The 23617-nt window shown below is 43.9% G+C and carries 24 protein-coding genes; 1 reads left to right on the top strand and 23 read right to left on the bottom strand.

Going from position 1 to position 23617, the window contains the following annotated elements; translation table 11 throughout:
• Window positions 1–93: 93 nt before the first annotated feature.
• The 23 genes from NQ503_RS07965 to NQ503_RS07855 all read right to left on the bottom strand — a co-directional run bounded on the left by NQ503_RS07965 (window position 94) and on the right by NQ503_RS07855 (window position 21523).
• A complete protein-coding gene (locus NQ503_RS07965; RefSeq protein ID WP_171030258.1) occupies window positions 94–1344 on the bottom strand; it encodes a glutamate-5-semialdehyde dehydrogenase in 1251 nt (416 codons plus the stop codon).
• A 58-nt stretch (window positions 1345–1402) separates the two neighbouring features.
• Window positions 1403–1951 (bottom strand): 5-formyltetrahydrofolate cyclo-ligase, encoded by a 549-nt coding sequence (locus NQ503_RS07960; RefSeq protein ID WP_259893484.1) that lies wholly within the window; start codon window positions 1949–1951, stop codon window positions 1403–1405.
• On the bottom strand, window positions 1929–2150 hold the full coding sequence (locus tag NQ503_RS07955; protein ID WP_119199543.1) for a DUF896 domain-containing protein: 222 nt from the start codon (window positions 2148–2150) through the stop codon (window positions 1929–1931). The genes NQ503_RS07960 and NQ503_RS07955 overlap by 23 nt, the downstream gene beginning before the upstream one ends.
• A gap of 16 nt (window positions 2151–2166) precedes the next feature.
• Window positions 2167–3021 carry a glutamate 5-kinase gene (gene proB / locus NQ503_RS07950; protein WP_117592269.1) on the bottom strand — a complete coding sequence of 285 codons (855 nt, stop codon included), beginning with the start codon at window positions 3019–3021 and terminating at the stop codon, window positions 2167–2169.
• 69 nt (window positions 3022–3090) lie between these two features.
• Window positions 3091–4104, bottom strand: coding sequence for a DUF3048 domain-containing protein (locus NQ503_RS07945; protein ID WP_005425995.1), 1014 nt, complete (start codon window positions 4102–4104; stop codon window positions 3091–3093).
• 27 nt (window positions 4105–4131) lie between these two features.
• On the bottom strand, window positions 4132–4626 hold the full coding sequence (gene ybeY, locus NQ503_RS07940; RefSeq protein WP_259893483.1) for an rRNA maturation RNase YbeY: 495 nt from the start codon (window positions 4624–4626) through the stop codon (window positions 4132–4134).
• On the bottom strand, window positions 4610–5638 hold the full coding sequence (locus NQ503_RS07935; protein ID WP_005423357.1) for a PhoH family protein: 1029 nt from the start codon (window positions 5636–5638) through the stop codon (window positions 4610–4612). The genes ybeY and NQ503_RS07935 overlap by 17 nt, the downstream gene beginning before the upstream one ends.
• Window positions 5631–6857, bottom strand: coding sequence for a sporulation protein YqfD (locus NQ503_RS07930; protein WP_055065686.1), 1227 nt, complete (start codon window positions 6855–6857; stop codon window positions 5631–5633). Before NQ503_RS07930 ends, NQ503_RS07935 begins: the two co-directional genes overlap by 8 nt.
• A gap of 9 nt (window positions 6858–6866) precedes the next feature.
• On the bottom strand, window positions 6867–7142 hold the full coding sequence (locus NQ503_RS07925) for a YabP/YqfC family sporulation protein (protein ID WP_022388743.1): 276 nt from the start codon (window positions 7140–7142) through the stop codon (window positions 6867–6869).
• A 66-nt stretch (window positions 7143–7208) separates the two neighbouring features.
• On the bottom strand, window positions 7209–7757 hold the full coding sequence (locus NQ503_RS07920; protein WP_005423366.1) for a DUF2284 domain-containing protein: 549 nt from the start codon (window positions 7755–7757) through the stop codon (window positions 7209–7211).
• Between the two features lie 19 nt (window positions 7758–7776).
• Window positions 7777–8103: a cupin domain-containing protein gene (locus tag NQ503_RS07915; protein ID WP_022388744.1), complete on the bottom strand. Its 327-nt coding sequence runs from the start codon at window positions 8101–8103 to the stop codon at window positions 7777–7779.
• Between the two features lie 67 nt (window positions 8104–8170).
• Window positions 8171–8650, bottom strand: a complete 480-nt coding sequence (gene rlmH / locus NQ503_RS07910; protein WP_005423370.1) for a 23S rRNA (pseudouridine(1915)-N(3))-methyltransferase RlmH — start codon at window positions 8648–8650, stop codon at window positions 8171–8173.
• The gene (locus NQ503_RS07905) at window positions 8651–11320 is read right to left on the bottom strand and encodes an FtsK/SpoIIIE family DNA translocase (RefSeq protein WP_005423371.1); all 2670 of its coding nucleotides are present in this window, start codon (window positions 11318–11320) and stop codon (window positions 8651–8653) included.
• Window positions 11321–11588: 268 nt separating this feature from the next.
• The gene (locus NQ503_RS07900) at window positions 11589–12464 is read right to left on the bottom strand and encodes an undecaprenyl-diphosphate phosphatase (RefSeq protein ID WP_005423382.1); all 876 of its coding nucleotides are present in this window, start codon (window positions 12462–12464) and stop codon (window positions 11589–11591) included.
• Window positions 12465–12665: 201 nt separating this feature from the next.
• Window positions 12666–14060 (bottom strand): NADPH-dependent glutamate synthase, encoded by a 1395-nt coding sequence (gltA, locus tag NQ503_RS07895; protein ID WP_022388747.1) that lies wholly within the window; start codon window positions 14058–14060, stop codon window positions 12666–12668.
• Window positions 14060–14947: a sulfide/dihydroorotate dehydrogenase-like FAD/NAD-binding protein gene (locus NQ503_RS07890; RefSeq protein ID WP_005423392.1), complete on the bottom strand. Its 888-nt coding sequence runs from the start codon at window positions 14945–14947 to the stop codon at window positions 14060–14062. Before NQ503_RS07890 ends, gltA begins: the two co-directional genes overlap by 1 nt.
• 117 nt (window positions 14948–15064) lie before the next feature.
• Window positions 15065–15781, bottom strand: coding sequence for a ClpP family protease (locus tag NQ503_RS07885; RefSeq protein WP_082246485.1), 717 nt, complete (start codon window positions 15779–15781; stop codon window positions 15065–15067).
• An 81-nt stretch (window positions 15782–15862) separates the two neighbouring features.
• Window positions 15863–16606, bottom strand: a complete 744-nt coding sequence (locus NQ503_RS07880) for a YebC/PmpR family DNA-binding transcriptional regulator (protein WP_005423396.1) — start codon at window positions 16604–16606, stop codon at window positions 15863–15865.
• Window positions 16576–17523 (bottom strand): hemolysin family protein, encoded by a 948-nt coding sequence (locus tag NQ503_RS07875; RefSeq protein ID WP_005423398.1) that lies wholly within the window; start codon window positions 17521–17523, stop codon window positions 16576–16578. Before NQ503_RS07875 ends, NQ503_RS07880 begins: the two co-directional genes overlap by 31 nt.
• 91 nt (window positions 17524–17614) lie before the next feature.
• Window positions 17615–18007: a type II toxin-antitoxin system PemK/MazF family toxin gene (locus NQ503_RS07870; protein ID WP_005423406.1), complete on the bottom strand. Its 393-nt coding sequence runs from the start codon at window positions 18005–18007 to the stop codon at window positions 17615–17617.
• Between the two features lie 58 nt (window positions 18008–18065).
• Window positions 18066–19208 carry an alanine racemase gene (gene alr, locus NQ503_RS07865; RefSeq protein ID WP_005423408.1) on the bottom strand — a complete coding sequence of 381 codons (1143 nt, stop codon included), beginning with the start codon at window positions 19206–19208 and terminating at the stop codon, window positions 18066–18068.
• A 45-nt stretch (window positions 19209–19253) separates the two neighbouring features.
• Window positions 19254–20756, bottom strand: a complete 1503-nt coding sequence (locus NQ503_RS07860) for a bifunctional ADP-dependent NAD(P)H-hydrate dehydratase/NAD(P)H-hydrate epimerase (protein ID WP_005423410.1) — start codon at window positions 20754–20756, stop codon at window positions 19254–19256.
• Window positions 20757–20869: 113 nt separating this feature from the next.
• Window positions 20870–21523 (bottom strand): redox-sensing transcriptional repressor Rex, encoded by a 654-nt coding sequence (locus NQ503_RS07855; RefSeq protein WP_022388755.1) that lies wholly within the window; start codon window positions 21521–21523, stop codon window positions 20870–20872.
• A gap of 156 nt (window positions 21524–21679) precedes the next feature.
• Here NQ503_RS07855 and abc-f point away from each other — a divergent pair, with 156 nt between their 5' ends.
• Window positions 21680–23596, top strand: coding sequence for a ribosomal protection-like ABC-F family protein (gene abc-f, locus NQ503_RS07850; RefSeq protein WP_005423414.1), 1917 nt, complete (start codon window positions 21680–21682; stop codon window positions 23594–23596).
• The last annotated feature ends 21 nt before the right edge of the window (window positions 23597–23617 follow it).

The raw sequence follows: 23617 nt of genomic DNA, 5'->3' as shown, positions 1-23617 counted from the left end.
AAACACCTCGCGGAATATTACCTGTGAATAGTGACTCATGTATCGCGTGTTCTGTGCAAAGCTTATCGACAAATATCGATCTGCCATTCCCTGTTACTGACGGATCTGTCCATTTCCATAGATGATATATTTGGTAGTTGTCAGTGCAAGCAGTCCCATCGGTCCTCTGGCGTGAAGTTTCTGGGTACTGATACCGATCTCTGCCCCATATCCGAATTCAAATCCATCGGTAAATCTGGTAGAAGCATTGACATATACCGCCGCTGCATCCACTTCATCCAGGAATTTCTGGGCATTGGTATAATCATTGGTGATGATTGCCTCAGAATGTCCTGTATTGTACCGGTTGATATGTGCAATAGCCTCGTCTACAGAATACACTACTTTGATTGATAATATGTAATCCAGATATTCCGTTCCCCAGTCTTCCTCTGTGGCTGCAACAGCCCCCGGCATCAGCGTCATGGCTTCTTTATCTGCGCGCATCTGTACATGCTTTTCTTTCAGACGGTTTGCAAGAACCGGCAGCAATACATCTTTGATATTCGCATTTACCAGAAGTGATTCGCAGGCATTGCAAACTCCAACTCTCTGTGTCTTGGCATTCATAATAATATCAACCGCCATATTCAGATCAGCACTCTCATCTACATATATATGGCAGTTTCCTGTGCCGGTCTCGATGACCGGAATCGTACTCTGATTAACAACTGCTTTGATCAGTCCCTTGCCGCCTCGTGGAATCAGCACATCCACATATTCATTCATTTTCATAAATTCTGCAGCAGTCTCACGGGAAGTATCCTGGATCAGCTGAATTGCGTTCTCTGTTATGTCATTGGCTTTCAGGGTTTCCCGAATACACTTCACGATAGCTTCATTTGAATGGATTGCATCACTGCCACCCTTCAAGATCACTACATTTCCGGTCTTAAAGCAAAGGCCAAAAGCATCCGCCGTTACATTCGGACGTGCTTCATAAATGATTCCGATCACGCCAAGCGGTACCCGTTTCTGTCCGATGAGCAGTCCATTCGGACGTTTTTTCATCCCGGTTACCTCACCGATCGGATCCTCCAGCGCTACCAGCTGCTGCAGACCTTCTGCCATTCCCTGAATTCTTTCCGGTGTAAGAAGAAGTCTGTCTACCAGTCCTTCCGGCATATTGTTCTTTTTTCCATTCTCCACATCAACAGCATTGGCTTTGATCAGCTCATCTGTACATTCCACAAGATGTTCCGCAACTGCCGCAAGCACCTGGTTCTTTTTGTTTGTGGTTATGGTCCGCAGCATATTTTCTGCTTCTTTTGCATTTTGTCCAAGCTCTAACAGCATTTCATTCATAGCATAACCTCCCCGGGACATTTCCTGTCCCTTTAAATAATAAAACCTAAAAAAATGCTTATTTATAAATTTCTTTTTCTGTAACAATGATCTCCGGTGAAATGTCTGTAGGCTCCACCGGTACCTCTGACATCATCTGAAATTCAAATGCAACTGCAACCCTTGTGATATATGGATGTTTTTCCAGGAAGCGGTCATAAAAACCACCGCCATAACCAACTCTGTGATTCTGCCTGTCAAACGCGACTCCCGGCATGATCATCAGAGCCTCTTCCCACTGAACGATCTCACCTCTTGCCGGCTCCGGAATACCAAAATATCCCTTTTCAAGCTGTGCAAAATCTGTCAGTTTATAAAATACCATATCCTGTCCAACTACTTTAGGAACCGCAACTTCTTTGCCATCATTCCATGCCGCTTCTATAATATACTTTGTCATAACTTCGTGATTATAATCCGCATAAGCAAGAATTCTCCGGCTGTTGCTGTATTCCGGAAGTGCCGTAACTGTTTCAGCAATTTTTCTGCTCCAGTCATCGATCTGCTGATCGGTGTGTGCTTTTCGCGCTGCAAAAACCTTTTTTCTAATTACCTTTTTTTCTTCCATATTTTTCACCCAGATTTACAATAGAACCATCTTTTTCCTGAATATCAATATTATTTAACTGTGCCCTGAGATTTTTGCGCACGGCAGCCAGATATTCCTGTCTGAGTTCCGCCTGTTCCTTTTTTTCTTCTTCTGTAAGACCAACACTTTTGGCTTTGTGTGCCAGTGTGTTAATACGATCAATCTTTATATTATCCATCATAATTAATTTCCTCCTAAAGAAGTTTTTCTATATAATCGATCAGGAAAAACTCTTCTTTTTTGTTTCCTGCAAATAAGGTACCATATTTTCTGCCTTCCATGATCTTGTGGATCACATGAAAATCCCGGCCATTCGCGATCACCATATCCGCACCTGCAGCCGTTGCTATCTCGGCAGCAGTCAGTTTTGTAGCCATTCCCCCGGTTCCGACCTTGCTCTTCGGTCCTTTTCCCATACTCAGCAATTTCTCATCCAATACTTCGACAGTATCAATGAATTCTGCATCTGGATTCGTATTCGGGTCATCGGTAAAAAGTCCGTCGATATCAGAAAGCAGGATCAGAAGATCCGCCCCGATCAATCCCGCGATAACTGCTGACAATGTATCATTATCACCAAAAGATTCCAGCATCTCCAGCTCGTAGCTTGAAATGGAGTCATTTTCATTAACAACCGGAATTGCCCCGAGCTCCAGCAACTCTTCAAATGTATTCCGTGCATTTCTGCGGTTCAGGTTATTGACCATCGTATTCTTTGTCATCAGAATCTGCGCCGCCATCTGGTTGTACTCTGAAAAAAGTTTCTGATAGATCATCATCAGACGCGCCTGTCCAACTGCGGAGCATGCCTGTTTTTTCTTAAGTTCTGTCGGCTTCTCATGCATGCCAAATGCAGATGCACCAACTGCCACTGCACCTGAAGTAACCAGGACAACATCTTTGCCCTGGTTATGAAGATCACTCAGTTCCCTTACAAGCACTTCCAGTTTACGAAGATCCAGTTTATTTGTTTCCTTGTGGATCAAAGAAGAAGAACCAACTTTGATCACAACACGTTTTTTGTCTTTTAGTAACTCACGATAATTCATGGTATTTATTCTCCAGTAATTTCTTCTGCGATCTGTTTCAGGTCATCACCTGTAAACAGTCTCTGTTCTCTATTGATAGCTGATATCATCCACTCTGTCATCCTGTACGATCTCCACCCAGGTCGTTCCCGGATTCAGCTGAACTTCCTGATTATCATCTGTAATATAATGAGTCACACCCCATGGGGAATCTTTCTGCCAGGTGACATCGATTGCTTTCCCTCTTGTGATATATTTGCCTCGTCCACCGGAATTTCCGTCACGATCGGTAATCGTCTCAATATCCTTATAGCTTGTTCCCTCATACGTAGTCACATAAGAGTACTGGATCAGGATATTGTCACAGGTCAGTTGCTCTCCGGTAAGATCATCGATCTGTGCCGCACCATACTGGAAACGGCTGTATTTTTTTGTATTTTCATCATAAACAAACCATGGATGATTCACTGTAAAATTATCAAAATGTATCTCCTGTGCGGATGTACCCTGCGGAAGTGTGTTTTCAGTTCCATCAGGTACAAACACATAGTGTCCATCATAATCTTCTTTGTATTCTCTGCGGTATCCCATCTTGTCTATACCCTGCTGAAGCAGGTCATATGTTGTATAAGCATTGTGCGGAGCCTTACGGTCAGTACTCCTGAAATAACAGATTTTTCCCAGTTTCACGCCATTCAGATTGTCGATCAGATGCTGTTCAAAATATGGAAGTGCAAAAGCAGACTGTCCATAATGTGCATAAATTGCATCAAATTCATTCGCATAAAAGATATAATAATCTCTGCAGCTTCTGACGGAACCAATCCGTTCCAGATCTTTATAATCCTCAAAAATTCCCATCAGTCTTGTGATATCGCCCTCTACAGGTGCCTCATACACAACACCGGCATTCGCGATTCCACTCTGTGGGCATCCCTGCTTAATATTATTCAGCATAACCGCTACCGGGCGGACCCGGCCTTCCGATTCGGGAACATCCAGTCCTGTAAGGTAGCTTTTCACCATAGTATCAGCAAATACACCAACAGGTGTCGTTCCTATCATAACCAATGCCATAACTGCTGCCAGAAATTTCTTCTTCATAGATGTTCTCCTTTCAGATGGTGATCATCACCTGGTAATTCCCAGATTCTCCAGTGCCTTTGCCTGCTTGGTCTCCATTACCGCTGCCTCATCCGGTTCCATATGATCATAGCCGAGCAGATGCAGCATACTGTGTGCAAACAGGAAACTGAATTCCCGCTCTGTGCTGTGTCCATATTCTTCTGCCTGCGCATAGACCTTATCTACAGAAATCATAACGTCCCCAAGGATCAGTTCATCTGTATCAAGATCAAAATAGCTGTCATCGCCCTCGATCACTGAATAATCTGCCGGTGTCTTAAACGGGATCATCGGGAAAGAAAGTACATCTGTCGGTGCCCCGATTGAGCGAAATTCCGTATTTACCCGTTTGATTTCTTCGTTGTCAGTAATCACAAGATTTACGCAGACATCATAAGGACAGTTCTCTGTCTCAAGAATCTGCTCAGCGACTTCTGATGCCAGTTTTTCATAATCAATATCCAGTTTACGTTCTGCTTCATAATTAATTTGTATGGTCATTCTTTTTCCTCCGGACTGTCCTTGTACCACCGGTACTTCTGGACGGTTTCTGTTTCTTTTCGTAATCTTCATATGCCTGTACGATCTGCTGTACCAGCGGATGACGTACAACATCTTTGCTGGTAAGCTGGCAAAATCCAATATCATCTATCTTCTTAAGGACCTTTGCCGCCACATCAAGACCAGATACTGCATCTCTCGGAAGGTCTTTCTGAGACGCATCACCGGTAACAACCACTTTGGAGCCAAAACCAATACGGGTCAGAAACATCTTCATCTGTGCCGGTGTTGTATTCTGTGCCTCATCCAGAATAATAAATGCATTATCCAGTGTACGTCCTCGCATATAAGCAAGCGGAGCCACTTCGATCAGCCCTCGTTCCATATTTTTTGCGAAACTGTCAGCTCCCATGATCTGATATAATGCATCATACAATGGGCGCAGATACGGATCTACTTTACTCTGAAGATCACCCGGAAGGAATCCAAGTTTCTCCCCTGCTTCGATCGCCGGTCTGGTCAGAATGATACGGCTGACTTCTTCATTTCGAAATGCGGTAACTGCCATTGCCATAGCAAGGTAAGTCTTACCGGTTCCTGCAGGTCCGATTCCAAATACGATCATTTTCTTTCGGATCTGTTCTACATATTCCTGCTGTCCTAATGTTTTGGGTTTGATTGGTCTTCCCTGTATCGTATTACAGATAAAATCTTTATCTATTTCCGTGAGTACCTGATTTCGTTTCTCCATGGCAAGAGACAGTGCATAACTTACGTTCTGCCGTGTTATAGTATTGCCTCTTCCTGCAAGCGTCACCAGTTCCTCTATCAGTTTTTTTGCCTGAGTTGCACTCTGTTCGGTACCCAGGATCTTCAGCATGCCATCTCTGGATATCAGTGTTACATTTAACGTCCGTTCAATCAGCTTCAGGTGTTCGTCAAACTGACCGAACACATTTCCCTCCAGATCTGCAGGCACCTGCGTATATAGCTCGATAATGCTGTTAGCCATCCTCTGTTGTCCTTTCTGCAGGCTGCTCCGGTATTTCTACAGGAGTCTCCTCTCCGATTTTTTCTATAATTTCCAAAAAACCTTTGCTTACACAGGTCTTGTGGTCAATTTCTATTTTAACATTATTTGCAGATATTTGAACCCCTTTTTGCATTAATTTTTCTTCATACCTCTGCAAAGTATGCCATGCAAGTTTTTTTACTTCTTCCCTTGTATACTCTTTTTTTATCTTTCTGTACTGGTTTTGGGTAATATACCCTATTGAGCACGGCAACTGAAAACTTTTGGTCAGATACATTTTCTGTTCTTCTGCAATCTGATACCAGCCATTTTTTGTCCTGTCTGCAATTTCCAAATAAAATCTGCCTGCTTTCAGATAGATACCCTTTTTCTTTTTACCGGTCCATTCATATGTCTCATAGATCATTGGAATCTCATGATAATATGCCTTCTGTCTTTTTATATAAATATCTGCATCTGCATGAACCGCTTCATACTTTACAACCTCCTGACTGTCATCCTTTAATTCCAGTATTCCCGATACCAGGATTTCACCTTTTTTACATAAATCCCCGACCTTTTTCCGGGGCAGTCCGCTTCTGGTTATCATTTTTATGATCTCACCATCGCGTTCTGCCATAATATCACAGGCAGATTTGTCCTTTTCTTCTGTAGTCTGTATAAATATCCCTTCTCTGACTGTAAGGAGCAGTCTGGTTCCCTCCAGTTTTGCTGATACCCACGTAATATCCGGATATTTTTTACGGATCTCAGCTGCAATCTCACTGCAGCTGAGCCTTTCTTTTGCCATTCCATGCCTGATTCCTTTTTGTTCCAGAAAATCCAGTATCTCAGGTGTGCTGTTTCTGACATTTCCCTCTACATCAATTTCCCACAACCGTCCGGACAGGAACAAAAGCAGTCCTGCACATAAAAGTAATCCAAGAAAAAAAGCCTTTCTCTTTTTACTTCGGTAAAAAAAGAAAGGAAGTCCATGCTTTTCCAGAATATGAATTTTTACTTTTGTTTTTCTATGTATTGGAGCGAGTCTGAAAAAATCTCTGATCTGCAGACATCCTGTCAGACTCAGTTCTGATTCTCTTCTGAGATCACTGATTCGAATTTCACGAGCTCTGCACAGATTCAGAAAACGTTCTGTCTGTTCCCCATATATTCTCACACGAACATATCCATTTCGAAACCCGGCATACTTTTTCATAATCTCCTCCTAACCTTCCAGGATAATCTCCGTAATCACACCTTCAATATACATTTCTTCAGGTGTATACATCGGGATCTTCAGTCTTTTTCCCTGTATTCGAAGTTTCCCCTGAAAAGTCAGTAATATTATTTCTTCTTTCTCATACCGCAAAACACTTCGATAGTTGCAGACTACTGCCTGATGTTTTCCTGTAACAGTAAACACCGTTTCTTTCATTGCCAGATCTCTCGGTATTTCCAGCGAGGTAACAAGATTTTCTTTCCATTGTCCCATCTTTTTCATAACAAAAACCTCCCTGGCGCTCATTATAAATGTACGCCGGAGAGGTCTTGTTTATTCTCTGATATTTTATTTAAAAAGCACCATGGAAAACCAGAGTATCGTATTTCCGCCCAGATTATACTCCATCTGCTGTTTCTCTACGATCTCACTTACTACCACGCCATGGCTTTCCAGGCAGGGATGCATTCGGTCCGGATGTCTGCACGGTTTGCCATGTGGATATGCACAGTCCTCACAGATATCACAGGATTCCGTTGAAAGTGTAAACGTCTCAAATCCCTGTTCTTTCAAAAAACGGGCAACTTCCGTTGTCAGTTCTTCGTGTGCAGCTCTTGTTTGCAGCATTTCCTGCATATTCATAAGATCAGAAACTTCTGCCACACTGGAAAAGAAAACAGCCTGTCCAAACTTGCGGATTCTTTCCTCGCATTCTTTCAGAGTACCCACAGCCGGCGGACATGCCCAGGTCGATCCATACCGTTCACATTCCTGCTGACAGACGATCCTTACTCTCTCCTCGACAGACAGATCTCCGGTATTCAGGATACGATATTCAAAGATCGGATACTGCGCAATAAAATCTTCAAATTTATCAATATTCAGTTCTGCCGTCATCAGGGTTCCTCCATTTTAATTAATCCAGAATAATCAGCGCCATGAATACAAGGTCTTCATCGCCGCTGTTTGTAAGTCCATGTCCTTTGCCGTCCGGAGTAAATGTCACATCACCGGCCTGCACCATACGGAGTGTTCCATTATCGCTATAAATACCTTTTCCTGAAAGAATATAATACGTTTCACTCTCATTATGATGTTCATGATATCCCAGAGAACATCCCGGTTCCAGAGTTACCTGCGCATATAATTTGCATTTTCCGTTTAACTGCTTCTCATCAAGGAGACGTTTCACCAATGTATGTCCCTGTCCACCTGCCATATGTTCTACTCGTTCTGTTGTCATATCACTATATCCTCCTTTTTTGGAAATCATTTATTGCAAGCCGGAGTTATTTCCGGTTTGTGTCTTTTTATTTATGATAAGGTTCATGGTTCAGGATCCTGTAGCCACGATAGATCTGCTCCAGAAGAATCATCTGCATCAGCTGATGAGGAAATGTCATTCTGGAAAAGCTCAGTTTATAATCTGCTCTTTTCAGAACTTCATTGCCAAGACCTAACGAGCCTCCGATCACAAATGCGACAGAACTTTTGCCTTCTACACCCAGACGTCCGATTTTTTCGGATAACTCAACGGAATCCAGCATTTTACCATCAATCGCAAGCGCAATTACATAATCCTGTTCCCGGATATGCTTCATCAGACGTTCCGCTTCTGTATTCTTAATCTGCTCGTTCAGTGCATCAGATGCTTTATCCGGTGTCTTTTCATCCGGAACCTGGCAAAATGTCAGTTTGCAGTAACGGCTCAGACGCTTCGCATACTCGGCAATTCCATCATTCAGATATTTTTCTTTAATTTTCCCTACAGTTATGATCTTAATTTCCATTTACAGGTATTCCTCTATATAATTTTCAAATTCTTCTGCAGACATCAGTACCTTACGAGGTTTCGTTCCTTCCTCCGGTCCGACAACCCCTGCATCACATAACTGATCCATGATTCTTGCAGCTCTGTTGAAACCGATTTTGAACATTCTCTGGAGCATACCGATCGATGCCTTTTCTTTTTCAATAATGAATTTACCGGCCTCCACAAAATAAGCATCCCTGTCGTCAGCCGAAGAACCACCGGTGCCACCGGACATGCCTGCCGTATTTACCTGCTGTTCAATCTGGGAATTGTACTGCATTCCCGGATTCTTTTCTGCCAGGAAGTCAACAATACTGCTGACTTCTTCATCGGATACAAAAGCCCCCTGCAATCTGGCCGGTTTCTGATATCCCTGCGGATAAAACAGCATATCACCCTTTCCAAGAAGCTTCTCTGCTCCATTCATGTCAAGGATCGTCCTTGAATCAACACCAGAAGATACAGAGAATGCAATTCGTGACGGCATATTTGCCTTGATCAGACCGGTGATAACATTTACAGACGGTCGCTGTGTTGCAATGATCAGATGAATACCTGCAGCACGTGCAAGCTGTGCCAGACGACAGATTGCATCCTCCACTTCTCCAGGAGCAACCATCATAAGGTCTGCAAGCTCATCTACAATAATTACGATCTGCGGCATCTTCTCAGGGCGCTCTTCACCTTCCGGAATACGCATTCCCTCAACTTTGCGGTTATATTCCTGAAGATTTCGAACACTGTATTCTGCAAACGTATTGTAACGATTCATCATCTCTGTTACTGCCCAGTTCAATGCACCGGCAGCTTTTTTCGGATCCGTGACAACCGGAATGAACAGATGTGGAATACCGTTATAAACACTCAGTTCCACTACCTTCGGGTCAATCATGATCAATTTGACATCTTCCGGAGATGCTTTGTACAGGATACTTACGATCAGGGTATTGATACAGACAGATTTACCGGAACCTGTAGCACCCGCGATCAGAAGATGTGGCATCTTGGCAATATCCGTAACAACCGGTTTTCCTGCAATATCTTTACCAACTGCAAAAGACAGCCTGGACTTTGCACTCTGAAATTCCTGTGACTGAAGGATCTCTCTCAGCATAACAGCATGATTTTCTTTGTTCGGTACTTCAATACCAACAGCCGCTTTGCCCGGAATCGGTGCCTCAATACGAATGTCCGGCGTTGCAAGGTTTAATTTGATATCATCTGCCAGATTGACGATCTTACTTACTTTAACGCCCATTTCCGGCTGCAATTCATATCTGGTGACAGTTGGTCCGCAGCTTACATTCGTCACAGTTACATTCACACCAAAATTATGCAATGTATCCTGTAGCTTCTTCGCAGTCTTGCGAAGATGTTCATCGGAGTCTCCCTGTGATTTGCCATCTCCACGCTTCAGAAGTTTCAGCGGCGGATAATGATACTCACGCTTAACCACTTCATTCTGCTGTGTAATCTCTTTCTGGATATTTTGAATTCCACTTTCAATCTCCTGTTTGGAAGACTTCGGATTTTTGACTGACTGTGAAGCAGGTCTTGTCTCCGGCTGCGGCACAGATTCCGGAACATTCTCAGACACCGGCTCCTGCACCTGCTGTACTTCCGCATATGTTTCTACCGGCTCCGGTTCAGAATAGCATTCTGATAATTCCGGTACATCCTGCTCTGCCGTTGGCTGCACATAGCTATCTGATGGTTCCTGATAAAATTCTTCCGGCTCTGCACGGTGAATCTCAAACATCGGAGTCTGTGGTGAAGCCATCGCCATCGTGTTCTCCACAGGCATATTCTCAGGCATCTCATCCTTCTGGTCCTGCCTCACAGTTTCCCCGTGTTCTGCATTTCCTGCAAAATCTGAAGTCATATCTGAAACTACAGCTACGGAATCTGTATCTGTGGCAGTATCATTTTTTATGCCTTCTGCAGTCTTCTTATGATCTCTGAGCACTGTCTTACGATTCTTTTTCTTCTTTGCTTCCGGTGGAACAAGCAGCGTCCCTTCAAGAAATCCTGTAGATTTCTTCTCTTTAGCCGCAGACTCTTCTCCATCATTGTTTTCCTGTGCCAGAGCCTCTTCCAGTTCGCGCACACGTTGCGCCTGCCGTTCTTCTCTCCTCTGTCTGCGTTCCTGCACACGAAGCTCTTTGCGAAGATCTCGCTCCGGCTGTCCCTCCATATACATGTCATGTCCATCTCTGGCAAGTGCACAGACTGCATCCCAGATACGGAATACAAAACCAAAAAATGATTTCTGCGTGATCAATATCAGAGAGATCAGAAGTACAAGAATAATAATCACATATCCCCCCGCAACACCAAATGCGGAAGTCGTAGAAATGCAGATAGCTCCACCAAGCACACCACCACCCGTTCTATATGTAGAACAGGTCGAATAATACTCCGACATTGTAGTACTGGACATATATCCCTCTGTCAACAGCTGAACCAGGCCGCACAGAAAAACAAAAAACACAAGCGCAGCAAGTGCTTTTTTGTATGCAAGAGGATTCTTACTGTTCGATACAAGAAATGCAGCACCAACAAAGATCAATACCGGAAAAACATACGCAAGCAATCCCATAATCCCGAAAGATGCCTTACTGATCGCAGCACCGACCACTCCACCCATGCCAAGATTACTGATGATCAATATGATCGAAGCCGCCAGAATTGTCAGCAAAATGATCTCTGTCTGGAATCCGCTGGTAACTCCCTGCTTTTTCACCTGTTTTCTGGTCTGTTTTTTTCTCGTATTTTTACGTCCGGAAGTGGTTTTTGCGGTTCCTCTTCGGTTACTCTGTTTCTTTGCTGCTGCCATTCAGGCACCCCTCCTAATGATTCTTCATAAAAATCCGCCGGAAAATCAGAAAATCCTCCGGCAGAAAAAATATTCCCAACTATGCAAAATTTGCTACAAGCGCAATAATTCCCGCAATAAAACAATAGTATGCAAAAAAGCGGAATTTTCCGTTGTGTACAAGTCTCAGGCATGCCCGGATTGCCAGACTTCCAACAACTGCTGCAATGATCATTCCAAATACATAAGAAAAGCCAAGCCCTAGTGTCATATCTGCAGAGCCAAACTGCCCAAGTTCCATGATCAGTGCACCGATAATTGCCGGAATCGACAAAATATAAGAATACTTCACTGCAAATGTACGGCTGAATCCGCTCATCAACCCGGCACTGATCGTCATTCCACTTCTGGAAAATCCCGGAAATACCGAAAGGCCCTGACAGATTCCGATCCACATGGCATTGGAAAAGCTTGCATCCTTAGCTGCTTTTGTACCGCCTACCTGACTCAGATCAATTACCAGAAGAATAATCCCCGTGATCAGAATCCCAACACCCGGAAGAAGTTTTGAAGCTGCAGACATTGCAACAAGTCTGCGTGCTGTATATCCCAGAAACATCGTCGGAATCATGGAAACCATCAGTAGAACTGCAAATTTACGGTAAATATTGCTTATAATCTTTGCATAATGAAGCTCATCCCCGGTACGTCTGTTATGTATATAGAGATTTGCATTTCCGATCACATCCATAAACATTTCAATGGATTCCACTGCCAGTCTGCGAATATCCTTCTGAAAAGTCATAAAGATCGCAGCCAGTGTTCCGACATGAAGCATAACCTCCATGAGTACTCCGGGTCCATGTTCCATACCAAGTATATTCTGAACAAAACAAAGATGTCCAAAACTGCTGACCGGAAGAAATTCTGTAATTCCCTGCACTATAGCCAGTAAAATAATATAAAGAACTATCATATTTTTATCCTTTTCTTTCAACTAATCTGTACCATATTATCCGGTAAATTTCTCATAACCGCCTATAAAGGCATATTAACAGTGGATAGTATAACATATTCCCGAAAAACTTACAAGACAGCAAAAAAGAACTTGTGTTCTTATTCCATTCAAAAAAAGACCTTCCGACACATTTCTGTACCGGAAGGCCCCTGATTCATTTTATTTATTTTTCAGATATTCATCGATACCTTTGGCTCCGGCTTTACCAGCTCCCATAGCAAGGATAACGGTAGCCGCACCTGTAACAGCATCTCCACCGGCGTAAACGCCATCTTTGGAAGTCTTACCTGTTTCTTCTTCAGCAACGATACATCTTCTCTTGTTGATCTCAAGTCCTTTAGTAGTGGAAGAAATCAGCGGGTTCGGAGAAGTACCAAGTGACATGATAACGGTATCAACATCCATATCATATTCAGAACCTGGAATCTCAACAGGACGTCTTCTTCCGGATGCATCCGGCTCGCCCAGTTCCATCTTAACAACCTTCATACCGCTTACATGTCCGTTCTCGTCAACAAGGATTTCCTTCGGATTTGTAAGAAGATCAAAGATGATTCCTTCTTCTTTAGCATGATGAACTTCTTCTGCTCGTGCAGGAAGCTCTGCTTCACTTCTTCTGTATACGATATGTACTTCAGCACCAAGTCTGAGAGCAGTTCTTGCAGCATCCATAGCTACGTTACCACCGCCGACAACAGCAACTTTCTTACCTGCTGCGATCGGTGTATCATAAGAGTCATCGAATGCTTTCATCAGGTTGCTTCTTGTCAGGTACTCGTTTGCAGAGAATACACCGCTTGCGTTTTCACCCGGGATTCCCATAAACATCGGAAGACCTGCACCGGAACCGATAAATACAGCTTCAAATCCTTCATCTTCGATCAGCTGATCGATTGTTGTGGATTTACCGATAACAACGTTTGTTTCAAATTTAACACCGAGTTCTTTAACTTTCTCGATCTCTTTCTTAACAACTTTCTGTTTTGGAAGACGGAATTCCGGAATACCATAAACAAGAACTCCACCAAGTTCATGAAGAGCTTCAAATACGGTTACATCATATCCGGCCTTTGCAAGATCACCTGCGCAGGTAAGTCCGGACGGACCAGAACCGATAACAGCAACTTTATGTCCGTTCTTAACTTCTGCTCCGACTGGTTTAATATCATGTTCCAGAGCATAGTCAGCAACGAATCTTTCCAGTTTACCGATAGAAACAGCTTCACCCTTCTTACCACGGATACACTGTCCTTCACACTGAGATTCCTGAGGACATACACGTCCACAGATAGCCGGAAGTGCGGAAGATAATCCGATCACTTTATATGCTTCTTCAATGTTTCCTTCTTTGATCTGCTCGATAAATCCAGGAATATTGATGGACACCGGACATCCTTCTACGCATTTCGGTTTTTTACAGCCCAGACATCTCTGTGCCTCTTCCATTGCTTCTTCCTGATTATATCCAAGACAAACTTCTTCAAAGTTTGTAGCACGTACCTTCGGATCCTGTTCTCTTACCGGTACTTTATTTAACATTTTTGCATCTGCCATTACTTGTCACCTCCGCACTGTCCGCATCCACCGTGGTGGGTATCGCCTTCCTGAAGCTTCAGTAATGCACGTCCTTCTTCAGTCTTGTACATCTGGCTTCTCTTCATAGCCTGATCAAAATCAACGAGATGTCCGTCGAATTCCGGTCCGTCTACGCAGGCAAATTTAATTTCATCGCCAACCTGGAGACGACATGCTCCACACATACCAGTTCCGTCAACCATGATCGGGTTCATGCTGACGATTGTGTGGATACCAAGCTTCTTAGTAAGAAGACAGACAAATTTCATCATGATCATCGGTCCGATTGCAACACAGACATCATAGCTCTTTCCTTCGTTAGTAACGAGATCTTCCAGAGTCTTTGTTACCATACCGGAACGTCCATAAGATCCGTCATCTGTTGTAACATAAAGGTTGGAAACAGCTGCAAGTTCTTTTTCAAGAATAACCATATCCTTTGTTTTGGAACCAAGGATTACGTCTGCAGTAATACCATGCTCGTGAAGCCATTTTACCTGCGGATAAACAGGTGCTGTACCAACACCTCCGGCTACGAATACCATTTTCTTTTTCTTAAGTTCTTCGATGTCTTCATGAACAAATTCAGAAGGACATCCCAGAGGTCCTACGAAATCACGGAAAGAATCTCCAGCCTTTAATTCGGACATCTTAATTGTAGATGCTCCAACTTCCTGGAACACGATTGTAATAGTTCCTTCTTTGCGGTCATAGTCGCAAATTGTAAGCGGGATTCTCTCGCCCTTTTCATCCATTTTTACGATGATAAATTGTCCTGGCTGACAGTGGCTTGCAACACGCGGTGCATGTACAACCATAAGATGGATCTTAGCTGCCAGTGTCTCAGCTTTTAAAATCTTATACATTGTTTCCCTCCTAGCATATTTTCACTCAATCCTCTAATAATAATACGCTAAAATCTGCTATATGACAAGGAAAACATTTATAAAGATGCATAAAAATGTCTTTTTTTTCACAATTTTTTATATTTTATTATTTTTCGCGTCAATCATCTCATGCAGTTTTGCAAGTGCCTCACGAATTCCTCCAATCTCATCAATCAGCCCTTCTTTTACTGCCTCCTCACCTTCCAGAAGCGTTCCGACATCTTTGACCAGCTGACTGGTATCCAGCATCAGTTCTTCCAGTCGTTCCTGCGAAGCTCTGGAATGTGCCGCAATAAAGCCTGTGATACGATCCTGAATTTTTTCCATATTCCGATAAGTCTGAGCAACACCTATAAACATCCCACTCGAACGCACCGGATGAATTACCATCGTGGCACTTGGCACAGCAAAAGAATAATCTGCTGACACAGCCATCGGCACACCGATTGAATGACCGCCGCCAAGAACCAGAGATACCGTTGGAATACTCAAAGAAGCAATCATCTCTGCAATAGCAAGTCCTGCCTCCACATCACCGCCAACCGTATTCAAAAGAATCAGAAGTCCTTCCACGTTTTCATCGTCTTCGATCATTGCAAGTTTTGGCAGAACATGTTCATATTTTGTTGTTTTACTCTGCGACGGTGCAGCATCATGGCCTTCTACTTCACCAATGATCGTCAGAAGTTCGATCCGGTGTCTCTTCACATTCTGGTCAAGTGTCAACTCACCCATTTCCCTGATCTGCTCATTTTCTTTTTCTTCTTTATCCAAAGCCTGCTGTTTGTCATTCTCGATTTCTTTTTCAGACATAAAAAATACCTCCATGAAGATTCATGAAGGTATTTTGCGTCAAACTACGCTCTGTTATACATCAGATCATATATTTGAAAATCATTCGTTCCAGTTTGTCCAAACATCTGTAACATCATCATCCTCATCGAGAAGATCCAGTGTTCTCTGCAGGTTCTTGACATCCTTTTCATCTGTCAAATCCACATATGTCTGCGGAACCATAGCAACCTGAGCTTCTACCATCGGGATACCAGCTTTTTCCAGAGCCTCACGCACGGCACTGAAATCATCCGGAGCTGTCAGGATCTCAAAGCTGTCTTCTTCTTCGTTGAAATCCTCTGCGCCTGCATCAAGTGCTGTCATCATAAGCTCGTCTGCATCCATCTCACCACATTCGTCTTCCAGTTCTTCTTTATCAATGATGATCTGACCTTTCTGATCAAACATAAAGGATACACATCCCTGAGTTCCGATGCTTCCATAACCTTTTGTAAATGCATTTCTTACATTACTTGCTGTACGGTTTTTGTTGTCAGTCAGAGTCTCAACGATGATTGCAACACCATTCGGACCATATCCTTCATATGTAGCACGTTCATAACTGTCAGCAGAATCTGCACCGGCTGCTTTTTTGATACCACGTTCAATTGTATCATTCGGCATGTTGTTTGCTTTTGCTTTTGCGATAACGTCACGAAGTTTGCTGTTGTTGTTCGGGTCCGCACCGCCGGCTTTGACTGCCATAACGATCTCACGGCCGATTACAGTAAATACTTTACCTTTTTTTGCGTCATTTTTTTCCTTTTTGTGCTTTATGTTTGCGAATTTTGAATGTCCTGACATTTTTCACTCTCTCCTTTTGTTTCTTTGTCATTTATTTTTTCGGCTCTTACTCTTCCGATGGTTCTGTTTCCAAGTGAAAGAATCTTAAATCTGTAGCCGTTTGCAACAATTTCTTTGTCCAGATCCTCCCTGGACGGAATATGTCCCAGAAGCTCTGTCAGATAACCGTTCAGCGTTTCCATTTCTACATCACCGAATTCAATATCCAGTTCCTGCTCCACATCATCCAGACTGGCAAGTCCATCAATAATGATACTGTTATCTACCTGTGTCCGAAATGTATCCCTGCTCTCATCGTATTCATCAAAAATATCCCCGACGATTTCCTCAATGAGGTCTTCCATCGTTACGATTCCTGCCGTCTGACCATACTCATCCACGACAACTGCCATATGTACCTGTCTGGCCTGCATGGTACGGAAAAGCTGTCCGATATGTCTGGTCTCAGGAACAAAAGTCGCTTTCCTGATAAGCCCCGGAAGCTCTTTCAGTGGTTTGAACTTCGCCCATGGATTCTGTGTAAAGAATTTCAGTGCATCTTTGTAATGGATCAGTCCCCGGATATCATCCATATCTTCCCCGCAGACCGGATATCGGGAATTTTCCTCTTCCATCATATGATTCACAACATCCTTGAGCAGATCATCCATCGCAAAAGCAGCCACACTGCTTCTGTGAGTCATAACCACACCCACTTCTTTATCTTCAAAAGCAAAAATATTCTGGATCATCTCTGCTTCATCTTTCTGGAGGACACCTTTCTCATGTGCCTCATCCACCATAGAGATGATTTCTTTTTCCGTAACAGAATCTTCCTGTTCCCCTTTAAAGAAATGAAAAACTCTGAAAAAAAGGCCCTGGATCCAGTCTATAACCTTCGCCGGCCCCCTGCGGGGCAATCGACTGCCATCGTCCATTTTGTATCTATTCCTTCCGTAATTTGTTTAAAATCAGCACAATTACTGCTAAAATATAGCACTTTAGCTTCTGTTCGTCAAGGATAACAGCCTAAAAAGTAAGTTCAAGGCTGATTTCAAGGGCATGATTCACTCGATCCAGCATTGTCTGGTCAAGATGGCATACCTTATCCTTCAGCCTTTTTTTATCGATCGTACGCAGCTGTTCCAACAAGATCACCGAGTCCTTCTCAATTCCATAAGAAGAAGCATCGATCTCAATATGCGTCGGCAGCTTTGCCTTATTCATCTTAGAAGTAATCGCAGCACAGATGACCGTGGGACTGTGTCGGTTGCCCACATCATTCTGAATGATCAGAACCGGGCGGACACCACCCTGTTCACTCCCAACTACCGGCCTTAAATCTGCATAAAAAATATCCCCTCTTTTAATTACCACACAATCACACTCCGATTCTTTTTTCTCTGGAATTAGTATTTCCATTTTTCTTCTGTGTATACATGCGTGGTGCTGCAGTTTATTCGAAGAAGGTCAGATCTCCCTATTCTCTGCCGTCTTTTATATAGACTCTCGGGACACGTTTACTGATATCGCAGGCAAATTCATAAGAAAATCTGCCGGACATATCGCCGAAAGTCTCAATGCTGATAAATTCGTCTCCGTCCCTGCCGATCAATGTTACCTCATCTCCATGTTTCACATCCGGAATATGTGTAACATCCACCATGAACTGGTCCATACAGACTCTGCCAAGGATCGGTGCTTTCTGTCCATGTATCAGAACCCATCCTTTATTAGACAGAGTTCTCGGATACCCATCCGCATAGCCAACCGGAATCGTTGCAACACGAAGATCGTTTTCGGAAGCAAATGTTCCGCCATAACTGATCGCCGTTCCTGCCGGAAGATCCTTCACATAAGCCACATGACTCTTCAGCTCCATCGCCGGCTTCAGTTTCACAATGTCCCTCTCCACTTCATCGGACGGATAAATACCATAGATCGTAATTCCCGCACGGACCAGGTTCAGGTTTGCCTCTGGCATACGAATGATTCCCGCACTGTTCGAGCAATGCTTCAGCGGAATCTGTACTCCCGCCTTTTCCAGAAGGTCAGCAAACGTAAGATAACGTTTCAGCTGTTCTACTGCCGGAGCTTTATCCGTCTCATCTGCCCGCGCGAAGTGTGTAAACATACCTTCAATCTCAACATTTGGAAGTGCGGCGATCTTTTTGATCTCCTCAACGCTTTCCGGCTTATCTGCAAATCCAATACGGCTCATTCCGGTATCCAGTGCAATGTGGATATGCACCTGTCTGCCCTGGCGGACTGCCTCATCAGAAAGGATTTTTGCCACATCATACTCACAGACCGTCAGGCGCACATCTTTTCTGATCAGTTCCTGGAAATACTCTTCAAAAACAAGTCCGAGAATCAATACCGGTTTCTCAATCCCGGCATCTTTCAACTGAATCGCTTCCTCTGCTGTCGCGGTCGCAAATCCCCAGATGTACTCATAGTCTTCTATAAGACGCGAAATCGCTTCTGCACCATGTCCATAACCATCGGCCTTGATAACAGCTACGATCCTGGTACCATCTGCAATGTTTTTCTTCATTTCCTCAAAGTTATGAGCAATGGCATCCAGTGATACTACTGCTTTAACTCTCTCAAATTTTTTCATAATACCCTCCTCTTCCTGCCTGATCTGCTCAGATATTTCGGTATTCTATTTATTTTTCAAAACTTCTGAAGCTCCTCGTACAATATCTCCGGCCTTCATACCTGCTGTTCCTTTTTCTTTCGCTGCCAGATCTCCTGCCATACCATGAAGCAGTACTCCCAACGCAGCCTGTCTGCCTGTATCCGGCAGTTCCGTCCTTTTATTCAGGAACATTGCCAGCACACCTGCAAGAATTCCGGTCAGAACATCTCCACTTCCCGCAGTCGCCATTCCAGGATTTCCCGCCAGACTGATCCAGGTATTTCCATCCGGTGCTGCCGTCACGGTACATGCATCTTTCAGCACACAAACCGCACCGGTCTCTGCCGCCAGCTCCCTCGCTGCTGCAATACGGTCTTTTTGAAGTTCACTGACCTTTTTTCCTGTCAGCCGTCCCATCTCACCCATATGTGGTGTCATGACCACGTGGCTCGTAAGATACTGTTTCCATTCCGGATGCTGTGCCAGCAGATTCAGCCCATCTGCATCCAGTATGACTGGTTTAGCAGCTCCTGATGCTGCCTCCAGAAACCACTGTACTTTTTCGGCAGCCTGGTACGTAGTTCCAATTCCCGGGCCGATCACCACAATATCGCACCAGTCAAGATCTTTTGCAAAATCATCGCCACAGTCAAGCATCGCCTCCGGCAGCATTGTCTGCAGTGGAATCCGATTCTCTTCTGCCGTAACGATTTTCACCATTCCGATGCCCACTGCAAAAGCTCCCGACGCACTGAGGTAAGCCGCCCCACACATGCCCGGACTTCCGGCAACGACCAGAATCTTTCCAAAAGTTCCTTTGTTTCCATCAACAATTTTATCCGGCAGAAAATGAATATCTGTTTTTTCTGTCTGCCATAAATATGGTTTCACCTTATCACTCGCGTAGATGCCAACATCCGCAACGATCACTTTACCGGCAAATTTCCTGCCCGGATACAGGCAAAGGCCTGCTTTCCGAAATGCAAATGTCACTGTCAGATCTGCATGAAAAGCAACTCCAAGTTCTGCTCCTGTATCGCCATTTACTCCGGACGGAATATCAACAGCCACTTTCCAGGCATTCAACTGATTCAGTGCCATGATCACATCTCTGTAACTGCCCTCGACCGGACGACTCAGCCCAACGCCGAAAATGGCATCTACTATAGTAGTATATTCCTCTGTTTCCAGGTTATTCACAACCGGCACCTGACAGGCAGCTGCAATATCCAGCTGACGCTGCATTTCCACAGTCCTGTGGTCCGGATTCCCCACCAGATACAGACTTGTACGATAACCATGCAGTTTCAGAATACGGGCAACAGCCACGCCATCTCCTCCGTTGTTCCCGTTTCCGCAGACACAGAGAATCCGTTCTTCCTGTTTTTTGTCTGCCAGCGTCCGTTCCAGTTCTTCTGCGACTTTCAGAGCTGCCCGTTCCATCAGGACACAGGACGGAATCCCGATTCCCTCAATCATATTTCCATCAAGAGCTTTCATTTCTTTACAGGTCACAATCTGTTTCATTCTTTTTCCTCACCTGCCATAATTAGCATAAAAGGCCATTACGCAGCCTCCTTGCCATAAGGAGCCGGGTAACAGCCTGTCTGTCCGTCCTGCCATCACTTTATAAGTGCTGCTTATTTCTCATCGTCTATATGTTCCTGACGATACTGACTGAGATTATAGGATAATGTCATAAGACTCTCTGAAAGATGAACATTCTCCACGATCACATCATCCGGAGTATCCAGATCGATATGTGCAAAATTCCAGATAGCTTTGATTCCGTTCTCGATCAGAATCTCCGCCATATCACGTGCCTTATTCTTCGGCAATGTCAGAATTGCGATCTCAATATTGTTTTCTTTCATAAAGAAAGGAAGATCACTGATCATCTGAATCTCAATCCCACGAACCGCAATTCCCTCAAGTACCGGATTTACATCAAAAATACCGACCAGCTTGAATCCTCTCTTCTCAAACTCAACATAATTGGCAAGTGCCTGCCCCAGATTACCAGCTCCTACAATGATCATCGGATGCACGATATCCAGCCCCAGGATCTTACCGATCTCTGTATAAAGATATTTTACATTATAACCGTATCCCTGCTGTCCAAATCCCCCGAAATTATTCAGATCCTGACGTATCTGAGACGCTGTAACACGCATTTTTTTACTAAGATCATTGGAAGAGATTCTCTCTACATTGTCTTCCAGAAGTTCACCAAGGTATCTATAGTAACGTGGCAGTCTCTTAATCACAGCTTTTGAAATCTGTTTTGCTTCCACCGTTGTCCCTCCTTACACTTTCTCGTTAATTATAACGAATTGACATTTTGTTGTCAATCAATGTTGTCAAATATGTACAATTTTCATTGATTTTCCTTTACAAAGGCCATTTTTGCTTTTATAATCATACCGTATATTTACTTCGGAGGAATAACTATGATTTTATCATGTCAGGGTATCTCCAAATCCTTCGGTGAAAAAGTGATTCTGGAAGATGCCTCTTTTCATATAGAAGAACGCGAAAAAGCTGCTCTGATCGGTAATAACGGTGCCGGCAAAACCACACTTCTTCGCATTATAATGGAAGAGATCCATGCAGATGCCGGACAGGTAGTTCTTGCCAAGGACAAACGCATCGGTTACCTCGCCCAGTATCAGGATGTGCAGGGACACCTTTCTGTATATGAAGAACTCTTAAGCACCAAACAGTATATCATCGATATGGAAGAACGCCTTCGTGCCATGGAAGTCCAGATGAAAAATGCTTCCGGCGAAGAACTTGACCGCCTGATGAACTCCTACACCCGCCTGACTCATGAATTTGAACTGGAGAATGGCTATGCCTACAAAAGCGAACTTATGGGTGTTCTGAATGGTCTCGGATTTACAGAAGAGGATTTTACCAAACAGGTGGCGACTCTTTCCGGCGGTCAGAAAACACGTGTTGCCCTCGGTAAACTGCTGATTTCCAAACCAGATATCCTTCTGCTCGATGAGCCTACCAACCACCTGGATATGGAAAGCATTGCCTGGCTGGAAACTTATCTTCTCAATTATCCTGGTGCTGTTTTCATTGTATCTCATGACCGCTATTTTCTGGACAAAGTTGTCACAAAAGTCATCGAGATCGATGCCGGACAGGTTCGTATGTATGCCGGTAATTACTCCGCTTATGCAGAGAAAAAAGCACAGCTTCGTGATGCCCAGTACAAGGCATATCTCAACCAGCAGCGCGAGATCAAGCATCAGGAAGCCGTTATCGTCAAGCTGAAATCTTTCAACAGAGAAAAATCCATCAAACGTGCAGAGAGCCGTGAAAAGATGCTGAATAAGATTCAGCGGATCGACAAACCGATCGAAGTCCAGAGCCAGATGCGTCTTTCTCTTGAGCCACGCGTGGTCAGTGGAAACGATGTCCTTACCGTAGAAGATCTCGCCAAAAGTTTCCCACAGCAGAAACTTTTTTCCAATATTTCTTTCCAGATCAAACGAGGCGAGCGCGTAGCACTGATCGGAAACAACGGAACCGGCAAAACTACAATGCTCAAGATTCTCAACGGACTTCTGGATGCAGACACCGGAAGCTTCTCTCTGGGTGCCAAAGTGCAGATTGGTTACTATGATCAGGAGCATCATGTACTTCATGCAGAAAAAACAATTTTTGAGGAAATTTCAGACACATATCCGACACTGACCGAGACACAGATCCGTAATATGCTGGCAGCATTTCTCTTTACCGGAGACGATGTATTCAAAGTGATCTCCTCTCTTTCCGGTGGCGAACGAGGCCGTGTTTCTCTTGCAAAACTGATGCTCTCAGAAGCAAACTTTCTGATTCTCGATGAGCCTACCAACCACCTGGATATCGCATCCAAAGAAATCCTGGAGGAAGCCCTGAACAGCTACACCGGAACGGTACTGTACGTTTCTCATGACCGTTATTTCATCAACCAGACTGCAACCCGCATTCTTGATCTGACAAATCAGTCAGTTGTCAACTATATCGGTGATTACGACTACTATCTGGAGAAAAAAGAAGAACTGACTGAGAAATATGCTCCGACTGCACAGGAAGCCACCGAAGAAGTTAATGAAGAAACACCTTCTGAGGGAAAACTCACCTGGCAGCAGCAAAAAGAAGAACAGGCTCGCAAGCGTAAACAGGAAAACGAACTTAAAAAAGTCGAAAAACGCATCGAGGAACTTGAAACACGAGATAAAGAGATCGACGACACTCTCGTTCTTCCGGATGTCTGTACGAATGTAGGACGCTGTGCGGAACTGAGCCGCGAAAAAGACAAGATTCAGGCAGAACTTGAAGAATTATATGAAAAATGGGAGGAACTTGCATAACTGCAATTTTCTCTCCCATAT

Source organism: Blautia obeum ATCC 29174 (assembly GCF_025147765.1).
Classification (GTDB): Bacteria; Bacillota; Clostridia; order Lachnospirales; family Lachnospiraceae; genus Blautia_A; species Blautia_A obeum.
This window is presented reverse-complemented; position numbering and strand designations above follow the sequence as displayed.

Bases quoted from the DNA above. Each gene is read 5' to 3' on its own strand.
- NQ503_RS07965 (WP_171030258.1), bottom strand. From the start codon at position 1,344: ATGAATGAAATGCTGTTAGAGCTTGGACAAAATGCAAAAGAAGCAGAA.
- NQ503_RS07960 (WP_259893484.1), bottom strand. From the start codon at position 1,951: ATGGAAGAAAAAAAGGTAATTAGAAAAAAGGTTTTTGCAGCGCGAAAA.
- NQ503_RS07955 (WP_119199543.1), bottom strand. From the start codon at position 2,150: ATGGATAATATAAAGATTGATCGTATTAACACACTGGCACACAAAGCC.
- proB (WP_117592269.1), bottom strand. From the start codon at position 3,021: ATGAATTATCGTGAGTTACTAAAAGACAAAAAACGTGTTGTGATCAAA.
- NQ503_RS07945 (WP_005425995.1), bottom strand. From the start codon at position 4,104: ATGAAGAAGAAATTTCTGGCAGCAGTTATGGCATTGGTTATGATAGGA.
- ybeY (WP_259893483.1), bottom strand. From the start codon at position 4,626: ATGACCATACAAATTAATTATGAAGCAGAACGTAAACTGGATATTGAT.
- NQ503_RS07935 (WP_005423357.1), bottom strand. From the start codon at position 5,638: ATGGCTAACAGCATTATCGAGCTATATACGCAGGTGCCTGCAGATCTG.
- NQ503_RS07930 (WP_055065686.1), bottom strand. From the start codon at position 6,857: ATGAAAAAGTATGCCGGGTTTCGAAATGGATATGTTCGTGTGAGAATA.
- NQ503_RS07925 (WP_022388743.1), bottom strand. From the start codon at position 7,142: ATGAAAAAGATGGGACAATGGAAAGAAAATCTTGTTACCTCGCTGGAA.
- NQ503_RS07920 (WP_005423366.1), bottom strand. From the start codon at position 7,757: ATGACGGCAGAACTGAATATTGATAAATTTGAAGATTTTATTGCGCAG.
- NQ503_RS07915 (WP_022388744.1), bottom strand. From the start codon at position 8,103: ATGACAACAGAACGAGTAGAACATATGGCAGGTGGACAGGGACATACA.
- rlmH (WP_005423370.1), bottom strand. From the start codon at position 8,650: ATGGAAATTAAGATCATAACTGTAGGGAAAATTAAAGAAAAATATCTG.
- NQ503_RS07905 (WP_005423371.1), bottom strand. From the start codon at position 11,320: ATGGGTGGAGTGGTCGGTGCTGCGATCAGTAAGGCATCTTTCGGGATT.
- NQ503_RS07900 (WP_005423382.1), bottom strand. From the start codon at position 12,464: ATGATAGTTCTTTATATTATTTTACTGGCTATAGTGCAGGGAATTACA.
- gltA (WP_022388747.1), bottom strand. From the start codon at position 14,060: ATGGCAGATGCAAAAATGTTAAATAAAGTACCGGTAAGAGAACAGGAT.
- NQ503_RS07890 (WP_005423392.1), bottom strand. From the start codon at position 14,947: ATGTATAAGATTTTAAAAGCTGAGACACTGGCAGCTAAGATCCATCTT.
- NQ503_RS07885 (WP_082246485.1), bottom strand. From the start codon at position 15,781: ATGTCTGAAAAAGAAATCGAGAATGACAAACAGCAGGCTTTGGATAAA.
- NQ503_RS07880 (WP_005423396.1), bottom strand. From the start codon at position 16,606: ATGTCAGGACATTCAAAATTCGCAAACATAAAGCACAAAAAGGAAAAA.
- NQ503_RS07875 (WP_005423398.1), bottom strand. From the start codon at position 17,523: ATGGACGATGGCAGTCGATTGCCCCGCAGGGGGCCGGCGAAGGTTATA.
- NQ503_RS07870 (WP_005423406.1), bottom strand. From the start codon at position 18,007: ATGGAAATACTAATTCCAGAGAAAAAAGAATCGGAGTGTGATTGTGTG.
- alr (WP_005423408.1), bottom strand. From the start codon at position 19,208: ATGAAAAAATTTGAGAGAGTTAAAGCAGTAGTATCACTGGATGCCATT.
- NQ503_RS07860 (WP_005423410.1), bottom strand. From the start codon at position 20,756: ATGAAACAGATTGTGACCTGTAAAGAAATGAAAGCTCTTGATGGAAAT.
- abc-f (WP_005423414.1), top strand. From the start codon at position 21,680: ATGATTTTATCATGTCAGGGTATCTCCAAATCCTTCGGTGAAAAAGTG.